The sequence below is a fragment of the uncultured Lactobacillus sp. genome, from assembly GCF_948948975.1.
Taxonomy (GTDB): domain Bacteria; phylum Bacillota; class Bacilli; order Lactobacillales; family Lactobacillaceae; genus Lactobacillus.
Genome location: NZ_CARBVX010000002.1, coordinates 167554 through 183972 on the forward strand (window position 1 = coordinate 167554; position 16419 = coordinate 183972).

General features: G+C 33.1%; 24 protein-coding genes. 3 read left to right on the forward strand and 21 right to left on the reverse strand.

The window, feature by feature from the left end:
* Window positions 1-112 precede the first annotated feature (112 nt).
* The gene (locus tag Q9R40_RS01855; RefSeq protein WP_023599551.1) at window positions 113-439 is read left to right on the forward strand and encodes a heavy metal-binding domain-containing protein; all 327 of its coding nucleotides are present in this window, start codon (window positions 113-115) and stop codon (window positions 437-439) included.
* Window positions 440-468: 29 nt separating this feature from the next.
* Here Q9R40_RS01855 and Q9R40_RS01860 read toward each other — a convergent pair whose 3' ends face one another.
* The 10 genes from Q9R40_RS01860 to Q9R40_RS01905 all read right to left on the reverse strand — a co-directional run bounded on the left by Q9R40_RS01860 (window position 469) and on the right by Q9R40_RS01905 (window position 6430).
* Window positions 469-1860, reverse strand: coding sequence for an RsmB/NOP family class I SAM-dependent RNA methyltransferase (locus Q9R40_RS01860; protein WP_304676092.1), 1392 nt, complete (start codon window positions 1858-1860; stop codon window positions 469-471).
* The gene (locus tag Q9R40_RS01865) at window positions 1860-2837 is read right to left on the reverse strand and encodes a hypothetical protein (RefSeq protein ID WP_304676093.1); all 978 of its coding nucleotides are present in this window, start codon (window positions 2835-2837) and stop codon (window positions 1860-1862) included. Before Q9R40_RS01865 ends, Q9R40_RS01860 begins: the two co-directional genes overlap by 1 nt.
* The gene (locus Q9R40_RS01870; protein WP_304676094.1) at window positions 2837-3565 is read right to left on the reverse strand and encodes an SAM-dependent methyltransferase; all 729 of its coding nucleotides are present in this window, start codon (window positions 3563-3565) and stop codon (window positions 2837-2839) included. Before Q9R40_RS01870 ends, Q9R40_RS01865 begins: the two co-directional genes overlap by 1 nt.
* Before the next feature lie 886 nt (window positions 3566-4451).
* A complete protein-coding gene (locus tag Q9R40_RS01875; RefSeq protein WP_304676095.1) occupies window positions 4452-4670 on the reverse strand; it encodes a hypothetical protein in 219 nt (72 codons plus the stop codon).
* 108 nt (window positions 4671-4778) lie between these two features.
* A complete protein-coding gene (locus Q9R40_RS01880; RefSeq protein WP_304676107.1) occupies window positions 4779-5000 on the reverse strand; it encodes a type II toxin-antitoxin system RelE/ParE family toxin in 222 nt (73 codons plus the stop codon).
* A gap of 74 nt (window positions 5001-5074) precedes the next feature.
* Window positions 5075-5353, reverse strand: coding sequence for a toxin-antitoxin system (locus Q9R40_RS01885; RefSeq protein ID WP_297939703.1), 279 nt, complete (start codon window positions 5351-5353; stop codon window positions 5075-5077).
* A gap of 102 nt (window positions 5354-5455) precedes the next feature.
* Complete coding sequence (locus Q9R40_RS01890; RefSeq protein ID WP_304676096.1) at window positions 5456-5668, reverse strand: AbrB family transcriptional regulator; 213 nt, start codon at window positions 5666-5668, stop codon at window positions 5456-5458.
* Entirely contained in the window at window positions 5668-5835 is a 168-nt protein-coding gene (locus tag Q9R40_RS01895; protein ID WP_229101318.1) for a hypothetical protein, read from the reverse strand. The genes Q9R40_RS01890 and Q9R40_RS01895 overlap by 1 nt, the downstream gene beginning before the upstream one ends.
* Entirely contained in the window at window positions 5828-6127 is a 300-nt protein-coding gene (locus Q9R40_RS01900) for a HigA family addiction module antitoxin (RefSeq protein WP_023599542.1), read from the reverse strand. Before Q9R40_RS01900 ends, Q9R40_RS01895 begins: the two co-directional genes overlap by 8 nt.
* Before the next feature lie 18 nt (window positions 6128-6145).
* Window positions 6146-6430 (reverse strand): type II toxin-antitoxin system RelE/ParE family toxin, encoded by a 285-nt coding sequence (locus tag Q9R40_RS01905; protein WP_023599541.1) that lies wholly within the window; start codon window positions 6428-6430, stop codon window positions 6146-6148.
* Window positions 6431-6745: 315 nt separating this feature from the next.
* On the opposite strand from Q9R40_RS01905, the gene lepB reads away from it, so the two are divergent.
* Together lepB and Q9R40_RS01915 are read left to right on the forward strand one after the other, a co-directional pair.
* Complete coding sequence (gene lepB / locus Q9R40_RS01910; protein WP_297939716.1) at window positions 6746-7315, forward strand: signal peptidase I; 570 nt, start codon at window positions 6746-6748, stop codon at window positions 7313-7315.
* Between the two features lie 27 nt (window positions 7316-7342).
* Window positions 7343-7528, forward strand: a complete 186-nt coding sequence (locus tag Q9R40_RS01915; protein WP_041818489.1) for an LBP_cg2779 family protein — start codon at window positions 7343-7345, stop codon at window positions 7526-7528.
* Window positions 7529-7605: 77 nt separating this feature from the next.
* Here the strand turns inward: Q9R40_RS01915 and Q9R40_RS01920 are convergent, their stop codons facing one another.
* The 11 genes from Q9R40_RS01920 to Q9R40_RS01970 all read right to left on the reverse strand — a co-directional run.
* On the reverse strand, window positions 7606-8442 hold the full coding sequence (locus Q9R40_RS01920) for an ABC transporter permease (RefSeq protein ID WP_304676097.1): 837 nt from the start codon (window positions 8440-8442) through the stop codon (window positions 7606-7608).
* 6 nt (window positions 8443-8448) lie between these two features.
* Window positions 8449-9264, reverse strand: coding sequence for an ABC transporter permease (locus Q9R40_RS01925; protein WP_304676098.1), 816 nt, complete (start codon window positions 9262-9264; stop codon window positions 8449-8451).
* A 2-nt stretch (window positions 9265-9266) separates the two neighbouring features.
* Window positions 9267-9974, reverse strand: a complete 708-nt coding sequence (locus tag Q9R40_RS01930; RefSeq protein WP_304676099.1) for an ABC transporter ATP-binding protein — start codon at window positions 9972-9974, stop codon at window positions 9267-9269.
* A gap of 1 nt (window position 9975) precedes the next feature.
* A complete protein-coding gene (locus Q9R40_RS01935) occupies window positions 9976-10344 on the reverse strand; it encodes a GntR family transcriptional regulator (RefSeq protein WP_151376081.1) in 369 nt (122 codons plus the stop codon).
* Between the two features lie 310 nt (window positions 10345-10654).
* The gene (gene pepT / locus Q9R40_RS01940; protein WP_304676100.1) at window positions 10655-11902 is read right to left on the reverse strand and encodes a peptidase T; all 1248 of its coding nucleotides are present in this window, start codon (window positions 11900-11902) and stop codon (window positions 10655-10657) included.
* 10 nt (window positions 11903-11912) lie between these two features.
* Complete coding sequence (locus Q9R40_RS01945; RefSeq protein WP_304676101.1) at window positions 11913-12710, reverse strand: Nif3-like dinuclear metal center hexameric protein; 798 nt, start codon at window positions 12708-12710, stop codon at window positions 11913-11915.
* Complete coding sequence (locus tag Q9R40_RS01950) at window positions 12707-13420, reverse strand: class I SAM-dependent methyltransferase (protein ID WP_304676102.1); 714 nt, start codon at window positions 13418-13420, stop codon at window positions 12707-12709. The genes Q9R40_RS01945 and Q9R40_RS01950 overlap by 4 nt, the downstream gene beginning before the upstream one ends.
* Window positions 13421-13512: 92 nt before the next feature.
* Complete coding sequence (locus Q9R40_RS01955; protein ID WP_053107660.1) at window positions 13513-14367, reverse strand: transporter substrate-binding domain-containing protein; 855 nt, start codon at window positions 14365-14367, stop codon at window positions 13513-13515.
* Between the two features lie 12 nt (window positions 14368-14379).
* Entirely contained in the window at window positions 14380-15120 is a 741-nt protein-coding gene (locus Q9R40_RS01960) for an amino acid ABC transporter ATP-binding protein (protein ID WP_304676103.1), read from the reverse strand.
* A gap of 3 nt (window positions 15121-15123) precedes the next feature.
* Window positions 15124-15801: an amino acid ABC transporter permease gene (locus tag Q9R40_RS01965; RefSeq protein WP_304676104.1), complete on the reverse strand. Its 678-nt coding sequence runs from the start codon at window positions 15799-15801 to the stop codon at window positions 15124-15126.
* Window positions 15782-16419, reverse strand: a 638-nt coding sequence (locus Q9R40_RS01970; RefSeq protein WP_304676105.1) for an amino acid ABC transporter permease, incomplete at its 5' end; no start/stop codon positions are given. The genes Q9R40_RS01965 and Q9R40_RS01970, both read right to left, overlap by 20 nt.

Here is a 16419-nt window from a genome sequence, read left to right on the forward strand (position 1 = left end):
ATCTATTGCACACATTCCTTGTGTTTAGTCTTTTCTTAAATTATACAAAATTAATTGTCTTCATGTTTTTGATTCAGTATAATTAAGAAAATATTTTTAGGAGGACAAAGAAATGGCAGACCAAATTTTAGTAACAACTACTGAAAATATTCCGGGCAGAAAATATGAAATTATCGGTGAAGTTTTTGGTGTTACAACTCAATCAAAAAATGCAATTCGAGATTTTGGTGCTGGCTTAAAAAGTATTGTCGGTGGTGAAATTAAGGCTTATACCTCAATGTTAACTGAATCAAGAGATCAATCAATTGATCGTCTTCGACAAAATGCTTTCAAAATGGGTGCTGATGCCGTAGTTATGATGCGTTTTGATTCAGGCTCAATTGCTGGCGATATGCAATCTGTCGTTGCTTACGGAACCGCCGTTAAATTTATTGATTAACTAAAAAAACTGGCTTCTCAGCCAGTTTTTTATTTTCTTAAACCTTTTGGATAGAAGTTCTTTAAAATTTGATCATTTCCAATTTTTCCAAAACTGAAGATATGGTTTTGATAAGCAACCAAAACAAAGCCGCGCAAATTACTATCTACCTTAATCGTTTCTCCATGTATATAGCGCACATAATCTACCTTATCTTCAAAATTAATAAGTTGTTTTTGTTCTTTTTGTCCCAATACCTCAGCTAGTTGATGACTCGGCTCAAAGCGCTTTTTCTTAAGTAACCCTAATTCAACACCATTATTTAGAACATGTAGTTCAGTTAGCATGCCTGGGTCAAGAGCTGGGACAAAGACGTGACCATTACTTTGCAAAACCTCATTTTGCCAATTTTCTAAACTAGATGGTAGAGCAAAATTATCTAATACTTTTGCCACCGCACTAATCTCATCTTTATTTAAACGCGCAATTGTACTCTTTTTATGGCGCTTGTTCTTTCTTTTTTTAACCTTAGTTGAAGTCTCTTGATTTTCTTCAATATTTTTCAGATGAGCAACAAACTGTCCTTCACCCACTCCATTTTGAAACCAGAGTCTAACTGTTTCCTTTAATTCTGGCATGTTAGACTTTGACCAATCTGGTCTACCAGCCGACATTCCAGGATAAAGCTTAAGAGGTTCAATCTCTAAAGAATAGTTTTCAACTAGCCATGCTACTATTTCTTCATCTTCTTCTGGAGAATAAGTGCAAGTAGAGTAGACTATCTCTCCACCCGGCTTTAACATCTTCATTGCTTCAATTAAAATTTCTTTTTGCCTAGTTTGGCATGTTAGAACGTACTCAGGAGACCAATATTGGGTGGCTGCCGGATCTTTTCTAAACATCCCTTCTCCAGAACACGGTGCATCAACTAAAATCTTATCAAAAAAGTGGGATAATTTTTTCGATAAGCGATCTGGACTTTCGTTAGTGACTACAACATTTGTAGCTCCCCATCTTTCTAGATTTTCTCTTAAATCCTTTGCTCTACTTTTCGAAATTTCATTTGCTACTAAGAGGCCACTATTATCTAGTGAACTCGCTAATGCAGTGGATTTTCCCCCTGGAGCAGCACACAAATCAAGTACCTTGTCGCCAGGTTTTACATTAAGAGAAACTGCTGGATACATTGCGGATGGATCTTGAGAGTAGACATAGCCCCCTGTCCATTCACTATCGCGGCCTGAAATTTCTCCATAATATCCATCTTTAGTAAATTCAATTGGTTCTTTAAGACTATATTGAATATCCTGATAATTATTCTTTAGTGGGTTTAAACGAAATCCCTTTTTACTTGGACTATCAATTGCAGTAAAAAATCTACTACTTTCCTCTTCTCCCAATAAGTTCTTATATTTCTCAACAAATTCAATTGGCAATGACATTATTTTTCCTTCTTAATTTTTATTAACAGCAGCATTAATACATAAGTAATAATCTGCATTGCAAAAACGACTAAAAATAAGACATATAACTGACTGTGATTAGAATAAAAATTCCACGTTTGTAAACCTAAACTAGTCAAAATAACAATTATTCCATTTGCTAAAAAGAAACGCAAACCGGAATCTGCCAATAAGTGAGCCCAGATTTTACTAGAAACATATTTTAAGTTTACTGGATTTTCAGCTAGGACCGCTGCAATTGCTGCAACTATCAAGGCAATTACAACACAGAAAATTGCACCGATTAATTTTTTAGTTGGACTAATACCATGCTGTCTATTATAGGTTTTACTAAAGTCCTTAATCTGCATACTTCCACGCAGATAATGCTGTAAAGCGTTCGCCTCATTCTTATTCAACCCATCTACTACTACCTTATAGTTGGTAATTGATTCTTTTGCAGTTGGCTGATTAATCCCAGTTGAAAGATAGTAAACAGCTTCCCCATTTTGACTCTCATTATTTTTCTTTAATTCACCAATAATTGTGACATAATCATTATTCTCTTTTAGATAATGGTTATTCTGTAAGGTTACCACTCTATCTTTAGTATCTGAAGAAATAACTGCAAAAGGAATTGTTCCATCAAAGTCATTTTTACTAAAATACCTAGAACTTCCCTTAGCAAGCGGCTGACTTTTCAAATTGTAGTTAGCCCAAATTAAAACTCGATCTGGAATATAATCTGATTCAAAGTGAATCTGCACCTTATCATGAGAGAATTTCTTATTAACATAAGTTAAGAACTGTTTAATATTGTGTTTTTTCTTAGGATTAAAAACATAGTATGTGCTTGATAAACCATTATTACTTAAAACTTGATCAGCTCTCTGAGACTGCTGACGTGACAAAATTAAGCCAAGTCCTAAAAAAGCTAAAAAAGAAATTATTAAAAGAATAAGTCGTTTTATTTTCATTATTTTATCTCAAACACCTTTTCATCAATGAAATCAAAGCTTCGAAAACTCCGATTAACCTTTTTATTAATCATAATTTTTGCCTCTTGCCAAAAAGCAGTAGAATTTGTTGCTCCAAATTTTTCACCAATAAATAATAAAACTGGTTGATAATCAAGCTGACGGTAAAGATTGAGGATATTTAGGTCATCTTCTCCAAAATTAGGCGCCCAAGAGCAAATAATCAAGTCAACTTCGGGATGTTTTTTAATCGCACTTATAGCATCCAAATTTTCTGTTTCAAAAATTGGAGCTTCACCCGTTGTTGAACTTTTCGCCCAAGTAAAAGAATCACTCGCTATCGCTTTTACACCAACTTCACTTAGGGCTTTTGACCAATAAGCATTTCCTGCCATAATTTCTAAGCTTGATTTAACATTATATTCTTGTCTGATTAACTTAGCACTTTCTAGATTTGGCAAAGACCAGATTCCGTATCCTCTTGAAAGAAAGCTACGAAAATTATTCAGTAAGTTATTTGCTTCTTGTGCCTTCTCGCTGCTTCCCGTATTCTCTATCATTATATCTAAGCTATCGGGTAAAAAGCCAAGTGAATTAGGTGATTTTTGCAAAATTTTTCCATTTTCTAGGTTAGTAATTATATTATTAATGGCAATCACTTGCTTATGAAGTGGCAAATAAGTGAGTTCTTTGTCTAATTTGTTGAGTTTATTTTGATATTTCTTCATTTTATATCTTCCTTATGCAATGATTTTACCATTCAAAAGAAATAAAAAAGTGGACTGACTATCAGTCCACTAGCTCAAATAATAGAGTATAGTTAACATACTTGGCTATAGTGTATCAGCAATACACTAAAAACAAGAAGCACTATTGCTAAAATTTCAGCCTAATTGTTTGATCATAATTAATTCATTTTCTGACTAATTATAGCATAGTTTATCTTGTTTAAGAACTGGCTAGAACTTTCTAAGCAATTTCATTTTTGCATATTATTTTTACATAAGATACATTACACGAAGTAATATATTTAATTGATTTATTACGATATTCTGTCTATCCAACTACCTATTTTGATATAATTTTACTAGGCTTTTGCATAGGCCAAAGCAAAAGCCTAGTAACTTAGCATGGCTGCACACCCCTCACATTATTTTGAGTTACCGAGGTGAGAGCTATGCAAAATGAGATAGACTGGAGTTTTGGCTTCCTTTGATAGTAGCAATTGCTATTGCTGTGGCTATTATTCTAAATGCTTTAGGAATTTTTCTTATTCGTTTAGCAAAAGCGTATGCAATAACAAAAAAGCTAATCACAAGGATTAGCCACAACAATAGTCATCTGAGTTACGATTGGAGTTAGTGAGTGGAAGTCACTAACTCCTTTTCTTTTACCATTATACAAAATAAGGTTGTTTTAATCAACAGACTTACTTACATAGGAAAAGTAGGATTAACAAAATGACGAGTTTAGGAGACAAAGAAATCATAACTACCATTAAATTCACCTCTCAATAATAAGATGATTGTAATGGTAATCTATAAATGTATATTTGAGTTAAATGTTCAAATTTCAATAAATTTTTCTAGGTGAACTTTGCTACTAATTTTATGGTTAACCTTTACGTCCTTGAGTAAAAGGACATATTTGTAGCTCCGGATCATCGGCAACTGCTTTTTTAAAATTATAATTTCCCCAGTCTGTATCATAAAGATTTACTTCTTTATGGATTTCGATATTTTTTAACATAGTCCTGCTTACTACCTCAACGTCATTAGGGTTGTCTTGAAAATATGCTTCGAATTCTTTAATTGATTTTTCAATACTCAACATTATTAAACACCTCTATCATGAAAATTGTGTTTTTTAGATTAAAATTAGCAGTAATTTTTAATAATTTAGAAACAGTAGATTTGTTCATTTTACTTGTAGCCTAATAAATCATAAATTAATTATTCGCTTTAACTGCTCGTAAAATTTTTCTCTAGTCCCTGCTAAAGCAATTATTACAAAATTATTTTCATCATCAATTGTGTATGCAATTCGATATTGTATTCCTCTATAATACAATTTATAGGCATAAAATCCAGTTAAATCTCCTACTTTAGAGTTCCCTACTTCATAAGGTTTTAGCGCAATCTCATCATAAATTGCATTGTTAATAGCGCTTTTTTAATTTCTATCTTTTAACTTTCTTACATATTTATTAACTCTAAGGTCTAAGGTTAATGTAAACCTCATATACCAAATTCTCTTGCAGCCTCTTCCTTAGATAGTGGTTTAGCTTCCTTTGTTTCTTCAACCAATCTGTCTAAAGCACCTGGAATTGCCTTTTTCATTTTACTGAATTGGCTAATAAGTTCAGTACCTTCGTATCCTTGAGAAACTAAATCTCTTAAAATATCTTCATCAAAATCGAAAAAATCGTCATCCTCTACAAAGATTCCATTCCTTGTAAGTTGAGGTCTAAGCTTCGTACCTGACGCTATGTCGAAAGATTTAGGAATAGCAACCATTAAGGAATTCCCTTGTTTTCTTGCTTTAAAAATTTCCGTGCTAATCACCTCATATATATTGTCTCAGTTTCTCTAGTAATTACCAGTAATTGCAAAACTTACTTATCCATTGACCATCCAATCATGAAAATTAGGAGATTTTTTAGGATCATAATTTCCATTTTTATCAATTTTTACTTTTTCTTCTGGTAATTTAAAAATTAAGTTTTTCCAATCTAATGCTGTAGGCAGCTTTTTAACACGATTTTCGCTGTCCTTTAATTCAAAATAAACTTTGGTCCCCTTTTCTAAGTCTAATACTTTAGGATAATCCATTAGTCTTCACTTCTTTCTTTACCAACTGGAGTTTGTTCTGAAGGATTATAGCCTAGATCTTCAATCTCTTGTTTCTTTTCTTCCTCACTAATTTTTGGTAATAAGTCCCAAAAATTAAGTTTACTTTTCTTGATTTCTAAATTTTCATTCGATTTTAAATTATGCAAAATTAATCTGACGTATTTTTGAATATTCATTACCATGTTCCAATTCAGCATTTCTTAGATCCATATCATTTTGAATATTTAAAAAATATTTTGAAGATACTCCAAATAATCTACCTAATCTCACAGATGTATCTACAGTAATCTTTCTCTTGTCATGAAGGATATCAAGAATTCTAGAGGTTGGTACGTCAATTGCCTTAGCAACAGCATATGCAGACAAATTTAATGGTTGCATGAATTCATTCATTAAAATTTCACTCATTTTTGGAGTTGGAATAGTATTATCAAACATATTATTTCCTTTCTTACGTTAATGATAATCAACAATTTCTACATTATAGAAATAATTAGGCGTTTTAACTATAAAACAAATTCTATATTGATTATTAATCGTAATGCTGTATTGTCCCTTTCTATCTCCTTCTAATTTTTCTAAATGATTTGCTGGTGGAATTCTTAAATCATTTATATCATTTGCAGCGTCCATCATCATAAATTTTCTAATAGCTATTTTTTGAATACTTTGGGGTAGTTTTTTTGAAAATTTTTGATTATAAACTTTTTCGGTCTCCTTATCAGCAAAAGTTAGTATCATTTTTTTCTCCTCTAATTTTACATCTTTATTATATCTGCTTTACGTATATATGTAAAGCAGATATATTTAGATTATTTTTTGTAACAATAGGGTGTACTCTAATGTTACACTCTCCTCATCCTAAAAAATCAAGAAAAGTGGCGTAACATTAGGGTCTAACAGAATTAGAAAGGGAAACATAAAATAGCTTTAATTTTTATACAAAATGATATCAGAAAAACAAAGCTTAGATTGACAACTTACTCGAACAAAAGAAGCTCAATCCTGATAAAAACAGGTATAATAAAAGTGATGCAAAAATTAAGGAGCAAAAACATGGCAAAACATAAAAACGAATCAGCTGAATCTTTTGGTCACTGGCTCCTACAGGTATTTATTTTAGCAATTATAATTATTGGATTATATTTAGTTGTATTTCGATTTTTACTTGCTAATGAAACTATCAGTGGACCATCAATGCAGCCAACTTTTGAAAACAATGACCGAGTTATTGCAGTACGACACTCTAAGCTTTCTCGAGGAGATATTGTAATATTAAAAGCACCAGATGAACCTGGTGCCCTATATATTAAAAGAATTATTGGAGTGCCTGGGGACAGCATTAAATCAAAAAATGATGTAATGTATATTAATGGGAAGGCATTTAAAGAACCATATTTGACTGAGTACAAGAAAAAGCTTTCCAAAGGTCAGCTTTACACAAACAATTTTAGTTTAGAACAACTTTATCATGTAAAACGCGTTCCTAAAAATTGTTACTTTGTAATGGGTGATCATCGTAATGTTTCCAAAGATTCCCGAATGATTGGATTTATCAAGAGACAAGATATTATTGGTGAGGTAAAATTACGGTATTTCCCATTTAATCAAATAAATTGGTACTAATATATTTTAGAAAGTGTGAACAATAGAATGAGTCCTGAAGAATTATCCGATGCAATTATTGAATTTGAAGTTAAGAATAATGTTAATGACACCGCTCTTGCTTTTTCAAGTCATGTTTCCGTTGAAAAACTCCATGCAATGAAAACTGGAGAAGCTAAATATACTGTAGAAGAAGCTGAGCAAGTTTTAGATTATATTCACGCTAACTCTTAAGTTAATTATTCAACAATAGACAAAAGGAATAAGGTTTTGGTAAAAATGATATGAACCCAAAATCTTATTCCTTTTTATTATATCCGTGCTTCATGATACTTATTCAGTAGAATAGTATTCACCAAAACTAAAATTATATTTACACCCAGAACTATAAATAAAGTTAAGTAATTACTCGTTAGGTCTGATCTTACATCACTGGCACTCTTACTTAAAGTAGTTAGAAACATCCCATTTTGTAAAAAGCCAGTTAGTGAGATCAAAATAAAATCGTAAGTATTAATCAAAAATATTAATCCAATACAACCTAATAAAACCACGACCAAGAAATAAACTAACTTACTTATTCTTTCGGGAAGAAAATCACTCACTATTTTTCCCGTAAAGTTAATAAGAGTGACAGCAAGATAAATGAATATACCAATTAGAACTATCAAAGCAATGCTAGATAATAAATCCATTACGTGCATCTCTTGCCATAACTTTCCTTCACCGATTGAACCAAAGTTTTTAAAAGTAATCTTCCAAAATTCATTTGTTCCCACTACAGGTATTCCTGAAGCAAGAATCATACCTATTTGCAAAACTACTAAATAAAGACCATTAACAACAGCTGATAAAAGATTTGCAAACAGTAAAGAACTTTCCTTAATTGGAGCTAGTCGCCAAGTTTGAGATGAATATACTTCTTCATTCTTCCTACTTGAAAGAGCTAAGTAGGCTATATCAAACAATGGCGTGATCATCAGAAAAGCTACTAAGAAATAAGCCTTACTCTCACCCTCAAAAGCTGAATTAAAGAGTGCCCAAAAACCTAAAAGAATTCCAACAATCACTTGTAAAATCGCTAATCGGTGCACCAGGCGTACTTTGCTTTTAGTCAATTCTTTAAATATTGATGAAAAAGTTGCCATATACTCTTACTTCCCTTCATGGAAGTTCTTCAAAAGCCACACATTGATTGAGCCTAAAATAATATCGATGAGTGCCATCATTACATTACTTTCTGCAAATCCAATTAGGCTATTAGTTGTCTCTCCCCAGCGAACTTGATTTAGTAAACTCCCTAGATTATTTGTTAAAACAATAAAGATAAAAATCAAAATGATCATGATAACGAAACGAATTAACTTACTGTGTTTATCAGGAAGAAAGTCAGTAATAGTTCTACTTGATAGATTAAGCAAAGTTACAATACTATAAACTAAGATCGCAAACAATAAAAAGGCTAAAAATGCACTTAACATCTCTCCAATTGGAAATGAATCAGAAAATTTCTGCCAAAAATCACCTGTATGCGTTTCTTTAGAAAGAGCACGATTAATTTCCCAAATACTAGTTCTAACATCTTTGCTTAAAAATGCTGGTAGAAAAGTAATAATTCCCATTCCAATTTGAATTAATACGAGGTAAAGCCCATTAACAATAGCAGAAGAGATATTTGCTAAATAAAATTTACTTGATGAAATTGGAACTAAACGCCAAGTCTGAGAGCTATACTCTTTTTCATTTTGCCAAGCAGATAGAACCACATAGGCCATATCAGCTAATGGAGCAAAAGTACATATCATTACAAACCACGCAATAGGTTTATCAGAGTTTGAAAATCCACCGTTAGAAAGAATTCCCCAAAGTGCAAAAATAGATGCAGCCACTAATTGCAACAGAGCTAATAAATAAACACTGCGCCGCTTCTTTTTACCCATTTGATTAAATAGTGCTTTAAAAGTAGTCATCCTTATTCAGCCCCTTCATCTGCATATAAGCTTTCATAATATTCTTCAATACTTTTTCCGTGTGCTCTTATATCATCTGCTGAAAGATGACTGGCAATTTTTTTATCTTTAACAATTACTACTTCATCCAAAATTGTTGTAATTTCATTTACAAAATGGTCAGAAATAATAATTGTACTATCTGGATTCTTCCAAAGTAAAATTGAATTAATGATTCGTTTTCGAGCTATTGGATCAATACCAGAGAAGGGTTCATCAAGTAGGTACAACTTAGCTTCTCTACTTAAAGTAACAGCAATTTCAAGTTTTTCACGCATTCCTCGTGATAATTGCCCTAACTTCATCTCATTGTTAAGCTTCATGAATGACCGTAATTGCTCGAATTTACTACTATCAAAATCTGAAAATAACTTTTGATAGAATTCTTCTACTTCCCCAATTTTAATAGAGTCACTCAATCCCTTTAAATTATCCGTCATGGCAATATTAGCTTTACGGTAAACTTCACTACCATCCCCATTGAGCAGTACTTCACCTTGATAATGCTTAGCAATACCAACAATTACTCTCATTAAAGTTGTCTTACCAGCACCATTTTCACCGAGCAAGGCAATAATCTTACCTGAATCAACATCCAAGTTCACATTATCAAGAATAGTTTTCAAGTTTTTTCGATATGTTAATTCTTTTACTTCAAGTAGTTTATTCATTTTAATCTCCCTTCTTCTCTTCAATAAACTTTTTAAGCTCTTCCAGCGTCTTTTCTGGGGTTAAGCCTAATTGTGCAGTACTTTCTAAAAATTCGCTCATTGTATCCTTAATTAGCTCTCTACGCTTTTGTAAAATCAACTCTGTATCTGTTGTTACAAACGAACCAAGTCCGCGTTTAACTTCTAGAATTCCCTCGGTATTCATTTGATTCAAAGCACGTTGAACCGTATTGACATTTACTGTTAGATCAACAGCTAATTGGCGAACTGAGGGGACTTTTTCTCCCGGCTTAATTTTCCCTAAAGCGATTTGTCGATAAAGATACTTTTCAATTTGAACATAAATTGGAATATTATCTTGAAATTGCAATCTTTACACCTCTTTACTAGTGTCTGGTTCATCTATTACACTATTATAATACCAAGATGCCTTTTCAAATACAAGTTATAATTTTGTTTCACGATTTATAAAATATACTTTTTAATAAAAAAATAGTAGATAACAATGCCATTATTTCAAGCATTTTATCTACTATTTAGCAGATTAATAGTATCAGTGTAAAACTATTTTTAATTTTTAATTAATTTAAGATCATTGATAAATAAGTATTTTTAGCTATTAAAGCAATCATAGAAAATAGAAAATTTAATCAAAATCACTTAAAAATTGTTTCACTTATTTACTTCTTATTTCTCTCAACGTTTAATTGATTGATCTTACGCAAGACGTCTACAGCTTTCCACATACTTTCTAATACAGTGTATTCGTAGCGCCCATGCATATTTTCTTCACCGGCAAAAAGATTTGGACAAGGCAGTCCCATGTAAGTTAATTGGGAACCATCAGTTCCTCCGCGAACAGGATCTTCGTTAACAGTAAGCCCTTCAGCCTTGTAAGCATCCCTAGCTAAATCAACAATCTCCATGTGCTTTTCTAGTTCATCAGCCATGTTGTAATATTGATCCCACATCTTAAGTTTAATTCTTTCAGTGCCAAACTCATCATTCATCTTCTTAACGATGTCTTTAACTAGATTCTTTCTCTCTTCAAGACCATCACGTTCAAAGTCACGAATGATGTAGTCCATATGTGCTGAATCGACTGTTCCATCAAAATTCATCAAGTGGAAGAACCCTTCACGACCTTCAGTATGTTCTGGACGATCATGTTCAGGCAATTGATTATGGAAATCAATCCCAACTTGAATAGCATTAATCATTTGGCCCTTAGCAACAGCTGGGTGTACATTAACGCCTTGAATATCTAAGCCAAATTGCGCTGCTGAAAAAGTACCCCAGTCGAGTTTACCTGGTGCTTCACCATCAACAGTATAAGCAAAATCTGCCCCAAATTCTTCAACATCAAAGTGTTCTGCACCAGTTCCAATTTCTTCATCAGGAGTAAATGCCAACTTGATTTCACCGTGCTTTTCTTCGGGATACTCCATTAAGTATTCCGCAAAAGTCATTAATTCAGAAATACCACACTTATCGTCTCCACCAAGTAAAGTATCACCAGAAGCAGAAATAATAGTTTGGCCCTTATAGTTCTTTAAATGAGGGAAAACTTCTGGGTCTAAATAAAATTCAGTGTCTCCCAATTGGATCTTAGATTCACCATCATAGTTTTCAGTAATTTGTGGCTTAACATCAACCGAATTAAAGTCTGCTGTATCACAGTGAGCTAACAAACCAAAAGTAGGCACTTCATAATCAATATTTGAAGGAATAGTCGCAATTACACAGCCACTTTTTTGATTATAGTGAACATCTTTAAGACCTAGTTCTTCTAAGTCTTTCATGATTACATTTTTTTGAAAGTTTTCTTCTCTTTCAGTTGATGGGAAACGATCTGAATGTTCATCAGAGCGTGAATTCACCTTAACGTATTTTAAAAATCTAGGTAGTAAATTTGGATATTCTGCCATTTTTGTCCTCCTAAAATAAATCTTGAAATGGGTTAGTTGATACCTCTGAAATTACTACAGGTACATTCCAATTATAATCCTGATTCCACTTTTCAAGTCGGTCCCCAACCTTATATTTAAAAATTTTTTCAGTGTAGTGTCCTGGATCAACTACTGTTAAGCCTGAAGAGATCATATCATGACCAACGTGATAGTATACATCTCCGGTTATAAATGCATCAACTCCATCAACTAGAGCTTGACGCCAGAACTTACCGCCATCTCCGCAAATAAAAGCTACAGTTGAGATTAACTTATCATTATCAGCAGTAATCAGTCTTGCCATTGGAATTTGCATCTTGTCTTTAACATAATAAGCAAATTCCTTAGCTGTCATTTTCTTATGTAGTTTACCCTTTCTACCAATCGCAATTCCATCAGTATCGAAGGCAAAAGGCTTAACCTCTTCTAAGCCTAATTCTTCAGCTTGCCAATCTGCTGAGCCGTTTTGAGCCTTGTCAGAATTGGTATGAATTGAATATACCGTAATTCCATTAGCAATTAGCTTACCGTACATTGCATTTTGAGGATCAGCAAAATCAAGATTCTTAGCTGGTCTAAACATCACTGGATGGTGGCTAATAATGAGGTCAACTCCCTTTTCAATTGCTTCATCTACTACTTGCGGACGAACGTCTAACGTAGTCATTACCTTGGTAACATCTGCATCCATTGATCCTATTTGCATCCCAACTGGATCACCTTCAGAAGCAATTTCCTCAGGAAAGTCTTTTTTTAAGCGAGCTACAATATCCGCTACTTTTGTCATTTTAGTATTTCCTCAATCATTTCAATCAAATCATCTATCTGACTAATTTTAGCCTCATCTTTATTTTTAGCCTTATTTAAATTAGCTTTTAGATTTTCATAGTAATTAAGTTGCTTAGTCCATTTTTTAATAAAAACTGGATTTTTTTCTTTTAATAAAAATGGGCCAAATTCTAATTCTTGATCAGATAAATTATGTTTAGCCTCAGTTAACTTAGCCTTGATTATTTCATAAATGTGGCCAGCTACTTCGATAATCTTTTCTTCTACTATCTCATACTGATGGTCAACGAGCCATTTTCTGACTAAAGGCTCACCTATATTAGCTTCTAAAATTAAAGTAGGATAGATCTTTCCCTCTTGATGAGCTTTTTCTAACAAATTAGTCATGAGCTTTCCACCCATTCCAGCGATTACGACTGTATCAATTTGATCGCTGCTCTTTAAAGTCTCTAATCCAGAACCTAATCTTGTCTCAATCTTATCTTCTAGGCCTGCTTGTTCAATATCTTGTTTCGCATTATCTAATGGGCCAGCTGCAACATCACTTGCAATTGCAAAATCTATTTTTCCTTCTTCTACTAATGCAATTGGTAAATATGCATGGTCAGTTCCAATATCTGCTACTCGACTTTGCGGATCAACCATTTTACCAATTTGAGCTAGTCTTTCTTCTAACACACTCTCACCTCTTATTAAAAATTTTAGCATAGATAATCAAAAACTTACTTGAAAAAATTTTTAATCATAAAAAAAGCAATAAAGGCTAAATCAATCCTTTATTGCTAAAAATTCAATCATATTTACTTGTTAATAATGATATCTGATGGCTTAACATCATCACCAAAGTAAGGCTTTAATTCTTGGTTGTAGTCATTAACAAAGAAGCCATCCTTGTTAAGCTTATTAATGTGTTTATTGGTCCAGTCAAGAAGTGACTTATTCCCCTTCTTAACAGCAGGAGCAATGTATGAATTTGGTCCTAAGTGCTTGATACCGACAGTATACTTAGGATTGTTCTTTACCCAAGCATATAAGTAAGAGTTGTCATCAGCTAAGGCTGCGGCACGACCATTCTTCATTGCGTTAAATTGTTGAGTCTTAGAATCAAATTTCAAGAGATCAACATCTGGTTGCTTACTAGTGAAGTAATTTTCAGCAGTAGTACCCTTAGTTACAATAACTTTTTTACCCTTCAATTGGTTCACATTAGTAATTGGCTTAGACTTAGGTGAAACAACACCAACTGATACTTTCATGTACGGCTTAGCAAAATCTACAACTTGCTTTCTTTCTGAAGTAACAGTGAAATTGGCTAAAACAATATCAGCCTTGTTTGCATTCAAAGTATCAACACGGTTATTAGCGTTTACTTGAACAAACTTAACTTTAACGCCCATTTCTTTAGCTAATTCACGAGCTAAGCGGACATCATATCCAACACGCTTACCATCTTTATTAACCCAGCCATATGGTGGTAAATCGCCAAATACGGCAACCTTCAAAGTACCACGTTTCTTAATTGCAGCAACTGAGCTAGGGTTATTACTGGATGAACTACTACTTGAATTATTTGAGCAAGCAGTTAAGGTCACGGCTCCAACAGCTAAAATTCCAACAGCGGCAATTAATTTTTTAATAAATTTATGTTTCTTCATTTTCTACTCTTCCTAAAATTCCATACTTTCTAAAAATTCTTCTGCTCTCTTTGTTTTTGGATGTTCAAAGAATTCTTTGCCAGGTGTATCTTCTACAATTGTTCCATTTTCTAAGAACAAGACTTGATCAGCGATCTGCTTAGCAAAGTTCATCTCGTGAGTAACGATGATCATGGTCATATGATCTTCATCAGATAACTGCTTGATTAATTCTAAGACCCCTCTAACCATTTCTGGATCAAGAGAAGCAGTAACTTCATCAAAAAGCATTAAATCTGGATGAAGAGCTAAGGCACGAACAATTGCAATTCTCTGCTTTTGTCCACCTGATAATTGACGTGGATATGAATTAGCATACTGCTCTAAATGTACTCTTTTTAATAGAGCTTTTGCTTCTTTTTCAACCGCAGCTTTAGGTCTCTTCTGTACTTTAACTGGACCAAGCAAGATATTTTCTAAGACCGTCATATTTGGAAAAAGATCATAACTCTGAAAAACCATCCCAATTTTTTGGCGAAGTTGTTGCCAATTTTTGGCAGTTGGAATTACTTTCTTTCCTTCAAAAATAATCGTCCCGCTCTTAAATTCTTCTAACCCATTCAAACAGCGAAGTAAGGTACTTTTACCAGATCCAGAAGGTCCAAGTAATGTTAACACCTCTCCCTTATTTAGAGAAAAAGAAATATCATGCAATACTTGCTTATTTCCATAAAACTTGTTTAAATCTTTAACTTCTAATATTTTTTCAGTCATCCCTTACGCCTCGTTTCTCTTACTCAATCGTTTTGCCCAAAGTGATAAAGGATAATCAACGATGAAGTATAAGAAGAAAATCAATCCATATACCCAAAAAACACCGTTAGGATTAGTTTGATTATTTGCTTCAACAATTTGTTGTCCAACATTGATAACATCCATAACACTGATCATCATCAATAAAGAGGTTGTTTTAATTACTCTTGTAGCTAAATTAATTGTTGCAGGTAATTCTAATTGAAAAGCTTGCGGCAATAAGACATAGATAAATAATTGCCATTTATTCAATCCAAGAGCCAAACCTGATTCTCTTTGAATTTTTGGAACAGAAATCAAAGCTCCACGAACAATATCGCTAAATTCAGCTGAAACCCATAAAGCAAATGCAATCACTGCCATTACAGATGCAGGCCAATTCAAATTAAATTGTCTAGGCAAAATATAATAGAACAAGAATAATAAAACTACGGTTGGCACTATTCTAAAGAATTCTAGATATATTCTAAAAATAACTTTTACTAAGCGACTTTTCGATGTTCTTAAAACACCAAATAATGCCCCTAGTGCCAAGCCAATTATTAAAGAAAGAACTGCAATCCAAACACTTGTCCAGAGACCACCCAGCAAACGGATAAAGTTTCTTCCTTCGAATAAAACATTAATCCCCGAATGTCCCATAGCGAACTCTCCTTTCAAGCCAAGTTAATAATAAAGATAGTGGAATTAAAATTATTGCATATGCAAGTACCAAAACAAATAGATATTCATTTGAATGGTAGTACAAGCCAATCAAATCTAATGCTGTATTAGTTAATTCTGGAATAGCAATTACTGAAAAAATTGATGTTTCCTTGATTAAGAAAATAATATTTGCGGCAATCGCTGGAACACTTAAGGCAAAGCCTTGTGGAAAGACCACATAACGGGCTAATTGCCATTTTGACATTCCGATTGCTTCACCAGATTCAATTTGATTTTTATTAATCCCATCAAATCCACCAGTGAAACCTTCTGCCATATAAGCTCCACCTAAAAATACTAAACCGATTAAACCACAAGTAATGGCGCTCATCTTTAATCCAATTACTGGAAAAGCATAGTATAAGAAGAAAAGCTGGATTAATAATGGTGTATTTCTTGCAAGCTCAACATATGCACTGACGATCTTATCAATTACAGGAACATGAAAATACTGAATCAAGCTACAACAGAGCCCAACCACCATCGCTCCAATAATTCCAACAAAGGACATCCAGACTGTTACCTGGAAGCCTTTGACAAATTGTGGCAAACTTT